The sequence below is a fragment of the Myxococcota bacterium genome (assembly GCA_041389495.1).
In the GTDB taxonomy this organism is placed as follows: domain Bacteria; phylum Myxococcota_A; class UBA9160; order UBA9160; family UBA4427; genus JAWKRT01.
Map to the genome: position 1 here is coordinate 14112 of JAWKRT010000006.1, position 16219 is coordinate 30330.

The 16219-nt window shown below is 66.3% G+C and carries 12 protein-coding genes; 11 read left to right on the plus strand and 1 reads right to left on the minus strand.

Going from position 1 to position 16219, the window contains the following annotated elements:
* Positions 1 to 32: 32 nt before the first annotated feature.
* Both R3E88_21185 and R3E88_21190 read left to right on the plus strand, forming a co-directional pair.
* The gene (locus R3E88_21185; GenBank protein MEZ4218993.1) at positions 33 to 1151 is read left to right on the plus strand and encodes a DUF1214 domain-containing protein; all 1119 of its coding nucleotides are present in this window, start codon (positions 33 to 35) and stop codon (positions 1149 to 1151) included.
* Positions 1148 to 2476 (plus strand): sulfotransferase, encoded by a 1329-nt coding sequence (locus R3E88_21190; GenBank protein MEZ4218994.1) that lies wholly within the window; start codon positions 1148 to 1150, stop codon positions 2474 to 2476. The genes R3E88_21185 and R3E88_21190 overlap by 4 nt, the downstream gene beginning before the upstream one ends.
* A gap of 47 nt (positions 2477 to 2523) precedes the next feature.
* Here R3E88_21190 and R3E88_21195 read toward each other — a convergent pair whose 3' ends face one another.
* The gene (locus R3E88_21195) at positions 2524 to 6150 is read right to left on the minus strand and encodes an indolepyruvate ferredoxin oxidoreductase family protein (GenBank protein ID MEZ4218995.1); all 3627 of its coding nucleotides are present in this window, start codon (positions 6148 to 6150) and stop codon (positions 2524 to 2526) included.
* Between the two features lie 101 nt (positions 6151 to 6251).
* Here R3E88_21195 and R3E88_21200 point away from each other — a divergent pair, with 101 nt between their 5' ends.
* From R3E88_21200 to dpdA, 9 genes are all read left to right on the plus strand, one after another.
* Positions 6252 to 7298 carry a phosphotransferase family protein gene (locus tag R3E88_21200; protein MEZ4218996.1) on the plus strand — a complete coding sequence of 349 codons (1047 nt, stop codon included), beginning with the start codon at positions 6252 to 6254 and terminating at the stop codon, positions 7296 to 7298.
* 557 nt (positions 7299 to 7855) lie between these two features.
* Complete coding sequence (locus R3E88_21205; GenBank protein MEZ4218997.1) at positions 7856 to 9352, plus strand: hypothetical protein; 1497 nt, start codon at positions 7856 to 7858, stop codon at positions 9350 to 9352.
* 1015 nt (positions 9353 to 10367) lie between these two features.
* Positions 10368 to 11075 carry a 7-cyano-7-deazaguanine synthase QueC gene (queC, locus tag R3E88_21210; GenBank protein MEZ4218998.1) on the plus strand — a complete coding sequence of 236 codons (708 nt, stop codon included), beginning with the start codon at positions 10368 to 10370 and terminating at the stop codon, positions 11073 to 11075.
* Positions 11072 to 11710 carry a 7-carboxy-7-deazaguanine synthase gene (gene queE, locus R3E88_21215; GenBank protein MEZ4218999.1) on the plus strand — a complete coding sequence of 213 codons (639 nt, stop codon included), beginning with the start codon at positions 11072 to 11074 and terminating at the stop codon, positions 11708 to 11710. Before queC ends, queE begins: the two co-directional genes overlap by 4 nt.
* Before the next feature lie 9 nt (positions 11711 to 11719).
* The gene (gene queD / locus R3E88_21220) at positions 11720 to 12082 is read left to right on the plus strand and encodes a 6-carboxytetrahydropterin synthase QueD (protein MEZ4219000.1); all 363 of its coding nucleotides are present in this window, start codon (positions 11720 to 11722) and stop codon (positions 12080 to 12082) included.
* Positions 12082 to 12873, plus strand: a complete 792-nt coding sequence (gene folE2, locus R3E88_21225; GenBank protein ID MEZ4219001.1) for a GTP cyclohydrolase FolE2 — start codon at positions 12082 to 12084, stop codon at positions 12871 to 12873. Before queD ends, folE2 begins: the two co-directional genes overlap by 1 nt.
* Positions 12867 to 13820, plus strand: coding sequence for a hypothetical protein (locus R3E88_21230; protein ID MEZ4219002.1), 954 nt, complete (start codon positions 12867 to 12869; stop codon positions 13818 to 13820). The genes folE2 and R3E88_21230 overlap by 7 nt, the downstream gene beginning before the upstream one ends.
* Entirely contained in the window at positions 13804 to 14943 is a 1140-nt protein-coding gene (gene dbpB, locus R3E88_21235; protein ID MEZ4219003.1) for a DGQHR domain-containing protein DpdB, read from the plus strand. Before R3E88_21230 ends, dbpB begins: the two co-directional genes overlap by 17 nt.
* Entirely contained in the window at positions 14940 to 16199 is a 1260-nt protein-coding gene (gene dpdA / locus R3E88_21240) for a tRNA-guanine transglycosylase DpdA (GenBank protein MEZ4219004.1), read from the plus strand. The genes dbpB and dpdA overlap by 4 nt, the downstream gene beginning before the upstream one ends.
* Positions 16200 to 16219: the final 20 nt, after the last annotated feature.

The following is a 16219-nucleotide window of genomic DNA, read 5'->3' on the forward strand; positions in this document are numbered from 1 at the left end:
TACCTTCGTCGCCCACGACGGAGGGAGGCGCCATGTCCGAAGCCACACCGCGCGAGCGGCTCATGAGCGGAGCCTCGTGGGACGCGTTCTGCGACCAGATCAAGGCCGCGGGGAAGACGATCCTCGCCGAGAACCAGCCCGATTCGCCGCTCGATCGCGCGGAGGGCTTCCGCTACCTGACGCGGCTCGTCCGCACGTCGCTCGAATCCTTCATCGAGTACGCGGACCCGATGGCGCCCGTGCTGACGCGGCCCGTCCACGAGACGGCGAAGATCGGCGCCGACAACCCCGACAACTACTATCAGCACGCGACGATCAGCGGCGCGTTCGAGTACCGCATCCGCGGCGTGCGCAACACCGTCCACTACCTCGACTTCGGCACGCAGTCGCCGGGCGTCGCGTCGACGGGCGACTCGAAGCAGGCGGGCCACCTCGACGCCGCCGACCTCGACATCGACGCCGACGGCCGCTTCGAGGTCGTGCTCTCGTGCGAGCCGCCGGCGAGCGGCACGCGCAACTGGCTGCGCATGAGGCCCGACACCGCGCAGCTGATCGTCCGCCAGACGTTCCTCGACCGCGACACCGAGCGGCCCGCCGACCTCGTGATCGAGCGCGTCGGCGGCGATGCGACGCCCGCGCCGCTCACGCCGGAGGCGATGGACGCGGGGCTCGCGCGCGCGGCCGGGCTCGTCGCGGGCTGCACGGCGCTCTTCTCGACCTGGGCGGCCGGGTTCCGCGAGCACGTGAACGAGCTGCCGCGCTTCGACGACAGCGTGTCGATGGGCGCGGGCGGCGACCCGAACATCGCCTACTACCACAGCTACTGGGCGCTCGGGCCCGAGGAGGCGCTCGTCATCGAGGCGACGCCGCCCGCCTGCGAGTCGTGGAACTTCCAGCTCGACAACCACTGGATGGAGTCGCTCGACTACCGCTACCACCGCATCCACGTGAACAAGCACACGGCGGTGTACGAGCCCGACGGCTCGGTGCGCATCGTCGTCGCGCACCGCGACCCGGGCGTCCCGAACTGGGTCGACACCGCGAGCCACGCACAGGGCACGATGTGCTTCCGCTGGATCCGCGCCGACGCGCACCCGCAGCCGAGGACGCGCGTCGTGAAGCTCTCCGAGATCGCGGGCGCCGGGCAGTGAGCAGCGCCGCGGGCCCGGCGCCGCGCGGCGCCGCGAACGCCGGCTCGGCGAACGCCGGCTCGGCGCGCGGCGCGGCGCCGTTCGCGATCCCGCCGTTCCCGTGGCCCGTGCGCGCGGGGCTCGCCGCCTGGCGCGCCGTCGCGCGCACGGGGCTCGCGCGGCCCGCGCTCGACGAGGCGTCGATCGTCGCCGCGGCGCGCCGCGCGACCGGCCTCCACTCCTTCGTCGACGAGCGCTTCCGCGTGCGCATGCGCCAGCTGCTGTTCTCGCTCGAGGAGGAGGCGGGCCTCCACCTGCTCGGCCGCGCCGTCGTGCGCGCGAGCATCGTGCGCGCGCTCGCGTGCCGGCTGCGGCTCGAGAACCTGTGCGACCTCCACCCCGAGATCGGCGCGCTCCCCGTCGAGGCGCCCGTCTTCATCGCCGGCCTCCAGCGCACCGGCACGACGAAGCTCCACCGCCTGCTCGCGTGCGACCCGCGCCTGCGCCCGCTCATCTCGGCCGAAGGCCTGAACCCCGCGCCGCTCGGCCGCCCGGTGCGCGACGAGCCCGGCGAGCGCGCTCGCCGCATGGCGCAGGCGCGCACCGCCGAGCGCGGCATGCGATACATGTCGCCGGCGCTGTTCGCGATCCACCCGATCGAGGCCGACGCGCCCGAGGAGGACGTGTTCCTGCTCGACGTCGCGTTCGTGAGCGGCGCGATCGACGCCTCGCTCGACGTCCCGACCTACTCGCAGAAGCTCCGCGAGTCGCCGCAGCACGACGCCTACGCCTACTTCCGCCGCCTCGTGCAGCTCCTGCTCTGGCAGCGGCCCGGACGTTATGTCGGGAAGACGCCGCACCACCTCGAGAACCTCGACGCCCTGCTCGCCGCCTTTCCCGACGCCAAGGTCCTGCACACCCACCGCGACCCGCGCAAGGTCGTCCCCTCGTTCGCCAGCATGATGGTGCACGCCGGCGCCATGCTCTCGTCCTCCGTCGACCCCCACCGCACCGGCCGCCGCGTCGCCGCCCAGGCCGCCCGCTCGATCGACCGCGCCCTGTCCGTCCGCGACGCCCTCGGCCCGCGCGACACCGCGACCGTGCTCGACATCCACTACGCCTCGCTCCAGCGCGACCCCTTCGCCGAGATGCACCGCGTCTACGCCTTCCTCGGCCTCGCCCTCACACCCGACGTCGAGGGCCGCATGCGCGCCTGGCTCCGCGACAACCCGCAAGGCAAGAACGGCGCCCACCACTACCGCGCCCGCGACTTCGGCCTCGACGAAGCCGAGCTCGACGCCCGCTTCAAGGCGTACCGCGAGCGCTTCGGGATTCCGGCGGAGTAGGCGCGCGGAGTGGCGGCGGTGCGGACCGACGCGCCGCCGTCGCGTGACTAACGTGATGCTCTGGCAACTGCTTCGGGCAGCCGCTCGCGCAGCTCGGCGATCCTTCGCAGCTTGAGGTCTTCGTAGCCGCGGACGAGGTCGGGGAGTTCGGCGAGGGCGACGGCGTCGTCGTAGCGCGCGGGGTCGAGGGCGCGGAGGGCGGTCGCGAGTGCGGCGCGGTACTCGGCGGGGAGTGCGCGCTCCTCGCGGCGGACGCGAGCCCAGCCGAACGGGTCGAGCGGCGTGCCGCGCAGTCGCCGGCCCTTCGCGAGCAGGCGGAGGGCGGGCGTCGCCCAGCCCGGGATGGCGAGCTTGTGGCGGAGGCCGAGCGCGCGCAGGAGCGGCGGGTGGAGGAGGAGCTTCGCGCGGCCGCCGAGCGCGCGCGCGCGTTCGCGCACCGCGCGGGCGCCGTCGTCGGTCGTGAGGAGCCGGGCGACCTCGTACTCGTCCTTGTAGGCGACGAGCTTGTGGAGGTTGCGGGCGACGGCGTGCGTGAGGCGCTCGGGCTCGCGACCGATGCGGCGCTCGGCGGCGGCGACCTCGGCCAGCGTCGCGAGGTAGCCGCGCGCGAGCGCGCGCCCTTGATAGGCGACGAGGTCGGCGGCGAAGCGCGCGACGTCGGAGGCGAGCGCGGGCGCGAGCGCGAGCGCGGCGAGTGCCGCGTCGAGCGCGGCGTCGCCCGTCGACGCGGGCGCGCTCGCAGTGGCGTGCGGCGCGCGCGCGTCCGCGTTCCCTCCGGCATCCGATCCGACCTCCGCTCCGACCTCCGATCCCGCATCCGCGCTCGCCGCGCCGCTCGCCACGCAGGCGCGGCCGAGCCGGAACGCGGCGAGGTTCTCCTCGACGGCGACGCCGTTGAGCCGCAGCGCCTCCTCGACGAACTCGACGGCGATCGGGAGCGCACCCGCCTGCACGGCCATGCCGACGACGAAGACGTTCGCCGTCTGCGCCTCGCCGAAGGCGGCGGTCGTGCGGCGTTCGGCGTCGGCCCAGAACGCGGGAGCGCTCCCGGCCTCGGCGGCGATCGCGCGCGCGATGTCGCCCGGCGACGGCATCGCGGCGAGCGGGTCGCCGACCATCGCGCCCGTCGGCTCGCACGACGTCGAGCCGACGACGACGGTGCGATCGCGCGCGATCACGGAGAGACCCTTGTCGGACGCGGCGACGAGGCCGTCGAGCGCGACGAGCACGTCGGCCTGCCGCGCGCCGACGCGGCTCGAGTAGGCGGGCTCCGCGCGGCGCAGGCAGAGGTCGCTCACGACGGGGCCGGCCTTCTGCGAGAGGCCGATCTGGTCGAGGCCGCGCACGTGGTAGCCCGCGAGCATCGCGGCCGTCGCGACCACCTGCGACACGGTGACGACGCCCGTGCCGCCGATGCCGGTCAGGCGCACGTTGAGCGCCTCGCTGCGCACGATGGGAACGGGCGCGGGAAGGGGCTCGCTCGCGACGTCGGCGACGGCGGGCGCGATCGCGCGCGCACCCGCGCGGCTCGGCATGCCGCGCGCGCGGCCGCGCCGCGCCTGCCAGTAGCGTCGCTCGAAGAAGCGCGGCCGCAGGTCGACGACGGCGAACGACGGGCAGTCGCCCTCGAGGCACGAGTAGTCGAGGTTGCAGGTCGTCGGGTCGACCTGCGTCTTGCGGCCGAACGGCGTGTCGACGGGCTGGAGCGACAGGCAGTTGCTGACGCGCCCGCAGTCGCCGCAGCCCTCGCACACGCGGTGGTTGATGACGACGCGGCGCGGCGGGGTCGGGATCTTCCCGCGCCGCCGCAGGCGCCGCGCCTCGGCGGCGCACGCCTGGTCGTGGATCAGCACGGTGACGCCCGGCGTCTCGCCTAGCAAGCGCTGCGCCTCGAGCAGCCGCTCGCGCCCCCACACCTCGACCTTCGGCGGCAGCAGCACGTCGCGGTAGCGCGAAGGGTCGTCGGTCGTCACGAGCACGCGCGCGACGCCCTGGTTCAGCAGGTTCGCGGCGATCTCGGAGACGCCGAGGTGGCCGGGCGAGCGCTGCCCGCCCGTCATCGCGATCACGCCGTTGTAGAGGAGCTTGTACGTGATGTTCACGCCCGCGGCGACGGCGGCCGTGACGGCGAGCTGCCCCGAGTGGAAGTAGGTGCCGTCGCCCAGGTTCTGGAAGAGGTGCGGCGCCTCGACGAAGGGTGCCATGCCGATCCACTGCGTCCCCTCGTTGCCCATGCACGTGACGCCCGAGATGGCGCCGACGCGCTTCGGGTCCATCAGGATGGCCATCGTCGAGCAGCCGATGCCCGCGGCGACGAGCGCGCCGGGCGGCACCTCGGTCGAGCGGTTGTGCGGGCACCCGGAGCAGTAGAAGGGCGTGCGCTGCGCGGCGATGCGGAGCGCGGGCTCGCGCGCGGGCGGCTCGGGCGCGAGGCGTTCGGCGAGGCGGGGCGCGAGGCGCGCGCGCAGCGCGCGCACGACGTGGTCGGCGTCGAGGCTCCCGTAGCCCGGCACGAGCACGCGGCCCTGCTCGTCGTGCTTGCCGACGATGCGCGGCGCGCCGGCCGTGCCGTAGAGCGCGTCCTTCACGAGCGACTCGAGGTTCGGCTGCTTCTCCTCGATCACGAAGACCTCCTCGAGGCCTTCGGCGAACGCGCGCACGCCCGCCGGATCGAACGGCATCGGCATGCTCATGCGGTACAGGCGGATGCCCGCGCGCGCGACGTCGGCATCGCTGCGCAGGCCGAGCCGCGAGAGCGCCTCGCGCACCTCGCGGTACGTGATGCCCGACGAGAGGAGCCCGATCCACGCGCCGGGCGCGTCGACCGTGACGGTGTTCAGGTCGTTCGTCGCCGCGTACTCGGTCGCGAGCGCATAGCGGACCTCGAAGATGTCGCGCTCCATCTCGAGCGTGAGCGGCGTCAGCAGGTTCGCCTCGGGCAGCGGCACGCGCAGCGCGCGGCGGTCGCCGACGAGGAAGGGAACGACGCGATCGGGATCGAGGTCGACCGTGGCCGTCGCATCCGCGACGTCGGCCACGATCTTGAGCGCCGCCCACAGACCCGTCGAGCGCGAGAGCGCGACGGCGTGGCGCCCGAGGTCGAGCACCTCGCCCGGGTCGGCGGGGTAGAGGAAGGGGATGTGGAGGTCGGCCAGCAGGCCGGCGGACGACGACGGCACCGTCGAGCTCTTCGCCGCCGGGTCGTCGCCGACGAACGCGACCGCGCCGCTCGTGCGCGTCGTTCCGACGTACACCGCGTGCCGCAGCGCGTCGGCCGCGCGATCGACGCCCGGCGCCTTGCCGTACCAGAAGCCGACGACGCCGTCGTAGCGCGCATCCGGGCGCGAGGCCGCGAGCTGCGAGCCCATCACCGCCGTCGCCGCGTACTCCTCGTTCAGGCCGGGCCGGTGCACGACGGGGAGGTCGGAGACGAGGCGCAGCGCGCGGCCGAGCTCGAGGTCGAAGCCGCCGAGCGGCGAGCCCGGATAGCCCGAGAGGAACGACGCCGTCGTTAGGCCGGCGCGGCGGTCGGCGCGCAGCTGCTCGAACGGGAGCCGCGCGAGCGCCTGGATGCCCGTGAGCACGACGCGTCCGCGCTCGGCCACGTAGCGGTCCTCGAGCCGGTAGCCGGCGCGCGCGGCGCCCGGGGACGGCGAGGACGTGGGAGGCTCCATGCGCGGCCCCTCCGTGGCAGGCGACGGAGACCTTGCCAACCGCGCGACGCTCCGGCAACACTGCGCGCCGTTTCCCACCCTTCGACGCGGAGGCGCACGCCATGCCCGAAGCGCAGAGCCGAACGACGAAGCCGATCGACGCCGAGGCGCTCGCGCGCTGGATGGACGAGAACGGCGCGCCGGGCGCGGGCGAGGTGCCGACGCTGCGCGAGCTCGGCGGAGGGTCGCAGAACGAGCTCGTGCTCGTCGAGCGCGGCGGCGAGCGCATGGTGATGCGCAAGCCGCCCGCGAGCGCCGTCGCCGACCGCCTCGACGGCATCCGCCGCGAGCACCGGCTCGTGAAGGCGCTGCGCGGGGCCGATGTGCCGCACGCCCGCTACGTCGCCGGCACCGACGACCCCTCGTTGTTAGGCATGCCGTTCTACCTCATGGAGGCGGTCGACGGCTGGTGCCCGACCGACGTCGGCGGCTGGGCGCCGCCCTTCGACACCGACGCCGAGGCGCGCCGCGGGCTCGCGTTCGAGCTCGCCCGCGGCGCCGCGCTGCTCTCGAAGGTCGACTGGAAGGCGCGCGGCCTCGAGGGCTTCGGCCGGCCGGACGGCTTCCACGAACGTCAGGTCGATCGCTGGCTCGCCTTCCACGCGCGCATCAAGTGCCGCGAGCTCGAGGGCCTCGACGAGGCCGCGGCCTGGCTGCGCGCGCACCGCCCGCGCCACTACGAGCCCGGCATCATGCACGGCGACTACCAGTTCGCGAACGTGATGTACCGGCACGGCGCACCCGCCGAGCTCGCCGCCATCATCGACTGGGAGATGACGACCATCGGCGACCCGCTGCTCGACCTCGGCTGGGTGTTCGTCGCCTGGGGCGACGACGGCGACGACATGACGGCCGCGCGCTACGCCGACATGGCGGGCATGCCGACGCGCGACGAGATGTGCGAGCACTACGAGAAGGTCTCCGGCCGCTCGACCGACGGCATCGACTACTACGTCGTGCTCGCGCGCTTCAAGCTCGGCATCGTGCTCGAGCAGGGCTACAGCCGCTTCCTCTCCGGCCACGCCGTCGACCCCAAGGTCGAGGCGTTCGGCCCGATCGTGCCGGAGCTGATCGCGAAGGCGGCGAGCCTCGCCGCGCGTCTCGGCTGACGCGCCCGCGCTGACGCGGCGTCACCGTCGTGGTGGGCCCTCCAGGATTCGAACCTCGAAGCGGGGTCGAAACAAGGCGTGAAATCAGGTGTTTAGGCGCCTGTAGAAGGGCTTGGCTACAAGTGGGCGGCATGTCTGGATCGAAAGGCGCTCGGCCGCGGCGCGTGTGATATCACCTCACTCCCGTGGACCATGCGGCTCAAGCGCAGGTTTCAATTGCGTAGTTTCGCCGCGCCTCAAGCAACAGGCGGCAGCTAACGCGTACACCCGATCGTCCGTGACGTGAGGCAGATCGTTGCTACCGCACGCTGCTACTCGACGATTCAGGTACTTGCGAAGTTCTCGCAAATCACGCGAGCGCCAAGGCGCTGTTCTTTGCAGGATGCGTAGGTTGAACCGGATACTGACTTCATTGGACCGCGCTCGGGGTGCTCGCCAATCTGCCACCTTCGGACCCCGCGGCTAGCGCAGCACGACCGCGTGAATCAGTAGGCGATCTTGGTCCTGGCTTCCAAGATGGGTTGAGCGCACTGCGCTTCAGCCTGAAGGAGACCCGAGTGACGAAATTCGAGTACGACGTTCTTCTATTCCGTCAGCAGGAGAAGTCTCCTCTCCAGCTCGCTTTCGTCGCGCCGGCTGACGACCTACTAACGTGGGCCGGCATACCTCGGAAATCGGACGAGTTGCTGACCGGCTTTCAGCGCTTTCGTGACAAGAAGCGTGTGGATGAGGAGATCGTTCCGTTCTTCCAGGATGACAAGAATTGCAGCCCTACCGCTCTGATCGTGGCGCTTCGGAAGGAAGCTGGACTCGGTCGATGCAGCCTTAGCGATGATGCGGTTGAGGTTGGCGAGGTGAAGCAGGCAAGACTTACGATCGAAGTTGATACAGCTGCGTTCTCGACCACCCGGGTCTTCGAGGAAGCACTTCAGTTCGTTCGCGATCGGAACCCCGCGCTTCCGGGCTCTGGAGAAGACGCTGAGGATGCCGACGAGACGGAGGGACTGTTAGACGACGAGGACGACGATACTGACGAGATCGTTCACTTGGGGACAGAGACGCTGGCAAAGATGCGTGAGCTGCTTGAGGACAAGAGCAACTGGAGCAATGACGATTTTCGCTCGTCAGTCGTTGATTTTGTCAAACCAGCGTTCCTTATCGACGGCCAGCATCGTGCAACCGCGGCCGCGCGGCTTGGCGAACACGGTCTCCCCTTCATGGTGTGTGGCCTCTACGATGCATCATGGCCAGAGCAAGTCTTCCAATTCACCGTTGTGAACCTTAAGCCTGTTCGAATCAAGCCGTCACTCATCACTTCCATCGCCGCCCTTAGCCTGACACGGGAAGAACACCGAGAGGTCGAGACGCGACTCGAGAACGCCGGGATAGGTATGCGCGAGGTGTCAGTGATGAGTCTGGTTGCCTATGACGATGCAAGCCCGTTCTCCGGAATGATCGCAATGGCGGTTAGTGACCCGAAGCAGGAAAGAGAATTGCTTGGCTACGGAGCAGCTAAGCGAATCGCCAACGCGTGGTACCGCGCAACGCGAACGTCGCTCACGCAGATTGCGCGACAACTCTTCGCCTCAAACAACTCCTCGAACGCTCGAAAGGAATGGCGCGATCAGCGTGTCTGGTTCGATTTCTTCGTTGCATTCTGGACCGCTGTGCGTGACCACTATTCCGAATCCTTGTGGCAGAAGAGCGAAGCCAACAAACTTTTTGTCGGTGCGAACCTATGGGCCCTGCAGGAGGCGGTGCTGTCTGCAGCAGATGGGCAGATGGCATCACATTGGAAGGTGCCGGACGACGAGTGGGGGTTCGAGGAGCGCTCCGCGTTCCTTAAGGAGCGGCTGCTGGAGGTTGTGACTACGATGCTCAGCTACGTACCGGAACAAGTTTGGACGCACCCTTGGAATAAGGCTAGTCAAGACACGACTCAAGGAAGGGATGAGTTGGTAAAGCTCTTCACTCGTTTTATCGACTCCGGAAAGAAGGGGAGCCCGTGGAAGGGGTGGAGAAATGACGAGTGGTTCAAGCGATCCGAGGAGTAGCCAGAGCAATGGCGTCGGGAGACGCGCTTGAGCGACTGATCGAAGACATCCTGGACCCAAGCGGCGGCTTCCTACGCGGCCTTGCGCGGTCAACAAACAATCCCGCAGAACTCATGACAGCGGTGGTCGAGTGGGGAAACCGAATCAATCGGACCCTTGATGAAACGGTTGCATCGATCGAGCCGTGCATTCGTCAAAGCATCCTCATGTGTCTGCTTCCAGCGACTGCGTTCACATCGGGAGGAAGTGTCGATCGGGCCGTCAAGGATCACCTTGATCAACTCGGACTGAATCTCAGTAGCCAAGCCCGCAGAACACTTCGAGATGTGTGTCTAAACGCGCAGAAGATGCGCGAAATGGACAGTAGGACTGCACGCAGCCGATCCATGTCCCTTGCTCACCTGAGGGCAAGGGAAACCATGTACTCAGAGATTCGCACTCGGCAGTCGGGGCGCTGTATGTGGTGCGGTGTTCCACTCGACGGATTGGGAGTCGTCGAAACACTCGAACACGTGGCGCCGAAGCATCTTGGTGATGACTTGCCCGATGGAAGCAACTGGGGGTTAGCGTGCAGCACGTGCAATCACGGGAAGGGCGATACGCTCGCCTGGGCTGCGCGAAAAAGTGCGCATGACTTCATGACGCGCCGCGACTTCATGGCTGTAACGCGGATGTCGCCCCCTCAGCGGTGGTGTGTCCTAGCGCGGAAGGGCGCGTGCGATCGCTGCAAGCGCAGCATTCAGGAGATCGAGATCTTCCCGTACACGCGCGTGCCAACGGGCCTCGCGATCCCCTCGAACTGCGGCGCGGCCTGTAGCGAATGCGCCCGTCGAGGCCCTCTCCGATTCCTCGAGGTCGAATGGCACTCCAGCGAGAAATCTCGCGCGCAGGGGAAGCCGTAGTATCACCCTGAGTGAAAACGACCCCATGCCGGGAACCGTTGCCCGTCCCGCATTCATAACTGCACTTCGAGTGATCGACGAAGTGTTGTAGTTTTCCGGCGAAGGGGGGAGTCATGACCTTTCGTCGGCCTGCAGTCGTGTTGTTAAGTGGCGGATTGGACTCCACGACCACGCTCGCGATCGCGCGAGAATCGGAGTTCGACGCTCATGCACTCACGTTTCGATATGGGCAGCGCCACAACGCCGAGATCTCGGCGGCTCAACGGGTAGCGGAAGCCTTCGGCGTCGAAGCGCACATTGTCGCCGACATCGATCTCCGGTTGTTTGGTGGATCGGCGCTAACAGATGACATCGATGTGCCTAAGGGGCGGTCCTTGGACGAGGTCGGCGACGGGATCCCCATTACCTACGTACCCGCCCGAAATACGATCTTCCTGTCGTTCGCATTGGCATGGGCCGAGGTGCTTAAGGCATCGGACATATTCATTGGCGTGAACGCACTCGACTACAGCGGATATCCGGACTGCCGACCCGAATACATCAAGGCCTATGAGGCGATGGCGAATCTCGCCACCAAGTCAGGTGTCGAAGGGCACCAACACACCCGAATCCACACCCCGCTGATAAATCTTACGAAGGCGCAGATCATCGCGCGCGGCCTCGAGCTCGGCGTCGACTACAGCATAACGTGTACATGCTATGAGCCCAGTGACGCGGGCGAGGCCTGTGGCGAGTGCGACGCTTGCCTTCTTCGCCTGAAGGGCTTCGCCGAGAACGGATTGTCTGATCCCGTACCGTATCAAGCCGGGGCCCCCGTGTGACCTACTTCGTCAAGGAACTGTTCTACACGATTCAGGGCGAGGGCCTTCAGGCTGGACGTCCCGCCGTGTTCTGCAGATTCTCAGGATGCAACCTTTGGACCGGCCGCGAGCAGGATCGTCCGACCGCTGCCTGTAGCTTCTGCGACACCGACTTCGTTGGGACGGACGGTCCCGGCGGCGGAAGGTTTGAACATCCCGAGGACCTTGCGAGAACTGCGGCCGGCTTTTGGGCGCACGGTCATGCCGGATCGAATCCGCTCATTGTCTGCACGGGTGGAGAACCACTTCTCCAACTCGATGTCGCGCTGGTCGAAGCGTTTCAACGCGTTGGATTCGACGTCGCGATCGAGTCCAATGGAACGATCGAGGCGCCCGACTGCATCGACTGGGTCTGCGTTAGTCCAAAGGGCACAGCGCCACTCCGCCAGACTCGCGGGAATGAGCTGAAGCTCGTCTTTCCTCAATACGGAGTGGATCCACAGCGATTCGAACGTCTTCAGTTCGACGCCCTCCTCCTGCAGCCAATGGACGGGCCTGAGATCGAGAAGAATACACGCCTCGCAGTTGAGTACTGCCTGGCGCATCCGCAATGGAGGCTCAGCCTGCAGACGCACAAGTTCTTGGGAATTCCGTAAGGGGGGTATGTGGAGATCTTCAAGGAATTCAGCTTCGAAGCCGCACATCGGCTTCCCAACGTCCCGCCCGACCACAAGTGCGCGCGATTGCATGGCCACTCATTTAAGGCCGAGATCCACGTCGCGGGGCCGATCGATCAAGACACTGGTTGGATCATCGATTTCGCGGAGATCAAGCACGCGTTTGAGCCCCTGATGAAGCAACTCGATCACAACTTCTTGAACGAGATTCGTGGACTCGAGAACCCCACGAGCGAACATCTCGCGCGCTGGATCTGGACGAATCTGTCGCTCGCGCTTCCAGGCCTCTCGAAGGTCGTCGTACGAGAGACCTGCACCAGTGGGTGCGTCTACTCCGGAGAAGATGAGTAGTGGAGGACGTGCAGCAGTGGGCAGATGGTCGGGGGGTTCCGCTCTCGCGAGTGGGCGTCTCCGGGCTCCGTTACCCGATCGTTGTCCTCGATCGTGCGAATGCCAAGCAGCAAACGACAGGCGAGTTCTCTCTCTCCGTCGCCCTACCTGAATGCGTGAAGGGCACGCACATGAGTCGGTTCGTCGAGGTGCTGAATGACAATCGCGGCGAAGTAACGATTCACACCATCCCCCACATCCTGGATCAGATTCAGACGCGCCTTGGCAGCCATGAGGCGCAGTTGCGAATCGAGTTCGACTACTTCCTCGAGCGCGCAGCTCCAGTGAGCGGTTCGCTCGGACTGATGGACTACAGGTGCAGTTTTGACGCCCTCACGAACGAACGAGGTGTGGAGTTTTCGGTCGGCGTCACCGTGCCGGTGACGAGCCTGTGCCCGTGCAGCAAGGAAATCAGCGACTACGGAGCGCACAACCAGCGAGGCCTGATCGAACTTGCGGTTAGAACCGGGCGCGACTCCGGAGAGATCGTCTGGATTGAGGAGTTGATCGAGGTCGCCGAGCGGTCCGCGTCTTGCCCCGTCTATCCCTTGCTGAAGCGCGCAGACGAACGTCACGTAACGATGAAGGCCTACGACAACCCCGTCTTCGTCGAGGACATGGTGCGCAACGCCGCACTCGAACTTCGTGATGACCCGCGAGTGACGTGGTTTCGAGTGCGCGCGGAGAACGCCGAGAGCATCCACAACCACTCCGCGTTCGCCGAGACGTCATGGACGGAAGGGGCGTGGTAGCCGAACTCGACATCGTCGTCTCGTGCACGTATCGCAAGCGTGCGCGGAGCGCCGGACGCGGGGTGCCGGAGGCCGAGTGGGCTCGTATGCGCGACGTCGACGGTGCATCGGCGGATGAGCGCGTACGAGCTTGGAAGAATCTGTTGCTCGCACGCGCACATCTCCGCGCGCCAGCGAGCGCCATGTACGCCGGCGACCACTGGACCACGGCACTCGAGCTCCCAAAGCTGGCGGAGCACCAAGGTTGGCAGGCGCGGCTTCACGTTTGTTCCGCGGGCTACGGCTTGATCACACCCGACGAGCCGATCGCACCGTACTCGGCAACTTTCAGTCCGAGCCCCGACTTCGTCGGAGGCGCATGCGCCTCGGGCGAAAAAGCTCTCGCTGCGCAGCTTTGGTGGGAGCAAATCACTGGCGGGAGTGGCATTGCATCTCGATGCACCGGACAGCGGATCATCGTGATCGCGTCGGCCAAATACCTGTCTGCAATCGAAGCCGACGTGCTGGCAGCGGCCAGCGGGAACCCGGAACGATTGCTCGTCATCTCTTCCGGAGCCAAGAACAGCGGCCCTCTCGGTCGGTTTCTCCTGCCTGCCGACGCTCGCCTGCAGGCACAGGTTGGGGGTGTTCGCCAGGCTCTCAACGCGCGTCTGGCGCGCGACGTCATCGCGCACCTTGACCCGAACGAGGTGGCGTCCTTCGAAAGGATTCGCGTCGCATTCAAGCGCAAGCTCACGAGGGCGGCCGCGGTTCCCCACTACGACCGCATCTCGATGGATGACGACGACGTCCGTCAGTACATCGCGAAGCGGTTGGCGAGCGATGGCCAGTTGAGCCGATCGAGGCTGCTTCGACAGCTCCGCGACAGCGGGCACGCTTGCGAGCAGAAGCGGTTCGGCAACCTATTCAACGAGGTAAGGAAGCGCGTCCATGCCCAGACCCGCTAGCAAGCTACGCCGCCGTGCCTTACGGCTCAGGCAACCTGGCGGCCACCCCCTCTATATGTTCAGCCTGCGTGGCGACGAACTACTTCGTATCGCGGATATCTCGCGTGTGTCGAGATCGGAAGCAGGAAAGCTTCTCGGGTACCAACGGCCTGAGGTACGACGGCACGTCAAGGACATCGTCGAGTATCTCAACAGCGACGATGTTCTCTTCCCGAACAGCCTCATCCTCGCGCTCGACTCCAAGGTCAAGTTCACGAAAAGCCGTGGTCCCAACGTAGGTGACGATCTCGTAGAAGCCGGGACTCTTGAGATTCCGCTTCCCAACGAGGATGAGGAGAAGCCGGCCTGGATCGTGGATGGACAGCAGCGCGCGCTTGCCATCTCGAAGTCGGAGCGAAAGGACTTGGCTGTACCAGTCAATGCATTCGTTGCCGATGCGATCGACCTTCAGCGCGATCAGTTTCTCCGCGTCAACAACACGCGCCCACTTCCGAGGGGACTCATCACCGAACTCCTCCCGGAAGTGACGACCCCGCTGCCCGCTCGCCTCGCGGCGCGGAAGATTCCCTCGGCGCTTTGCGATCTCCTCGCAGCGGACGAGGAGTCTCCGTTCTACGGGATGATCCGTCGCGCCTCGACGTCCTCCGACAAGAAGAAGGGAGCCGTCGTCACCGATACATCTGTCATCAACATGCTCGAGGAGAGCCTGGGCTCTGCCTCCGGCTGTCTCTTTCCGTATCGAAATATCGCGACCGGCGAGACGGACTTTGACGGAATTCGCAATCTACTGTTCACCTACTGGAGCGCCGTAGCCAACGTCTTCCATGACGCGTGGGGGAAGTCGCCGGGCGAAAGCCGATTGATGCACGGTACAGGCATCCGATCGATGGGACGCCTCATGGATAAGGTGATGGCGGGTATCGATCCGGCGGATCCGCGTGCGATGAAGAAGGTCGAGAAGGAGCTCGCGGTCATCGCCCCCGTGTGCCGCTGGACAAGCGGCACTTGGGAAGATCTCAACGATACGCCGTGGGACGCGATCGAGAACACTCCGCGGCACGTGCGCGTTCTCAGCAACTTTCTCATCCGTACCTATGTGCAGAGCCGCGGGACGAGGTCGTGAAATTCTTTCTCCCGGATAGCTCCGACCTGGTCGACCCTACGTTTGACTTTGAATCGGAGAGTCGATCGCTGCATCGAGTGCGGCATCGAGACGACCTCTACGCACACGAGGTCTTCGATTCCCCACCGCTCGACGGCGTGCTCGTGTCCAAGGGAATCGTCGACGGAATTGCGAGTTCGAGTCGGTACACGATGGCGCAGCGCCAGCGATTGCTCCGAGTCGGCGTGCGCGAGTTCTTTCGCCTCGACGAGGGGAAGCGCGGTATCCGAATCGAAGCCATGGGAGACTGCGGCGCGTTTTCGTACGTCAACGAACGAAAACCGCCGTACACCGTCGAGGAAGTCCTCGATTTCTATTCCTTGTGTGGATTCGATTCTGGGCTTTCGGTGGATCACGTGATCCTGCCGTATCAGGCGGATCTCGATTGCGGACTTCCCGGTGTCAATGCGCCACCTCGTGACTGGACCGAGCGACAGCAACTCACGATCGAGCTCGCCTCGTCGTTCCTCAAGGAGCACCGAGCTCGTAGGGATCGCTTCGTCGCGATCGGCGTCGCTCAGGGCTGGAGCCCGAAGTCTTACGCCGAGGCCGTGGTCGCGCTCCAGAAGCAAGGCTACCGACGTATCGCGATCGGAGGCATCGTGCCTCTCAAAACGCATGAACTCATGGAGGTGATGGAGGCGGTCGCCGGTGTACGACGCGACGCAACTCAATTTCACCTTCTGGGCGTTTCGCGATGTGAGAGGCTCGTGGAGCTATCGCGGTTCGGTGCGACAAGCTTCGACAGCACCTCTCCTCTTCGGCAAGCCTTCAAAGACAACACGGACAACTACCACACACATCATGTAAGGCGCCGAACGTACACCGCGATTCGCGTTCCGCAGGTTGAGGGTAACCCCAAGGTCCAGCGAGCGATCGCGGCGGGCCGCCTCGAGTTCGAACAAGCGCGGAAACTCGAGCAACGAGCGCTCCAGACGCTCATCGAGTTTGATCGTCGCGCTGCAACCGTCGAGGATTGCCTCAACGACTTGCGGGAGTACTCGAACCTAGTCGGACTCGATAAGGAGTTCCGGGAGTCGTCCTATCGGCGGACTCTCGAGGATCGTCCGTGGAAGAACTGCAAGTGCCGAGTGTGCAAGGACCTCGGCATTCATGTCGCGATCTTCAGGGGCGCGGAGAGAAATCGGCGTCGCGGATTTCACAACATCTATGCGCTGTATGAACGACTTAAGCGCGAACGCGCCAAGTCGTGCTGAACGCCGAGGGGCAATGTTGC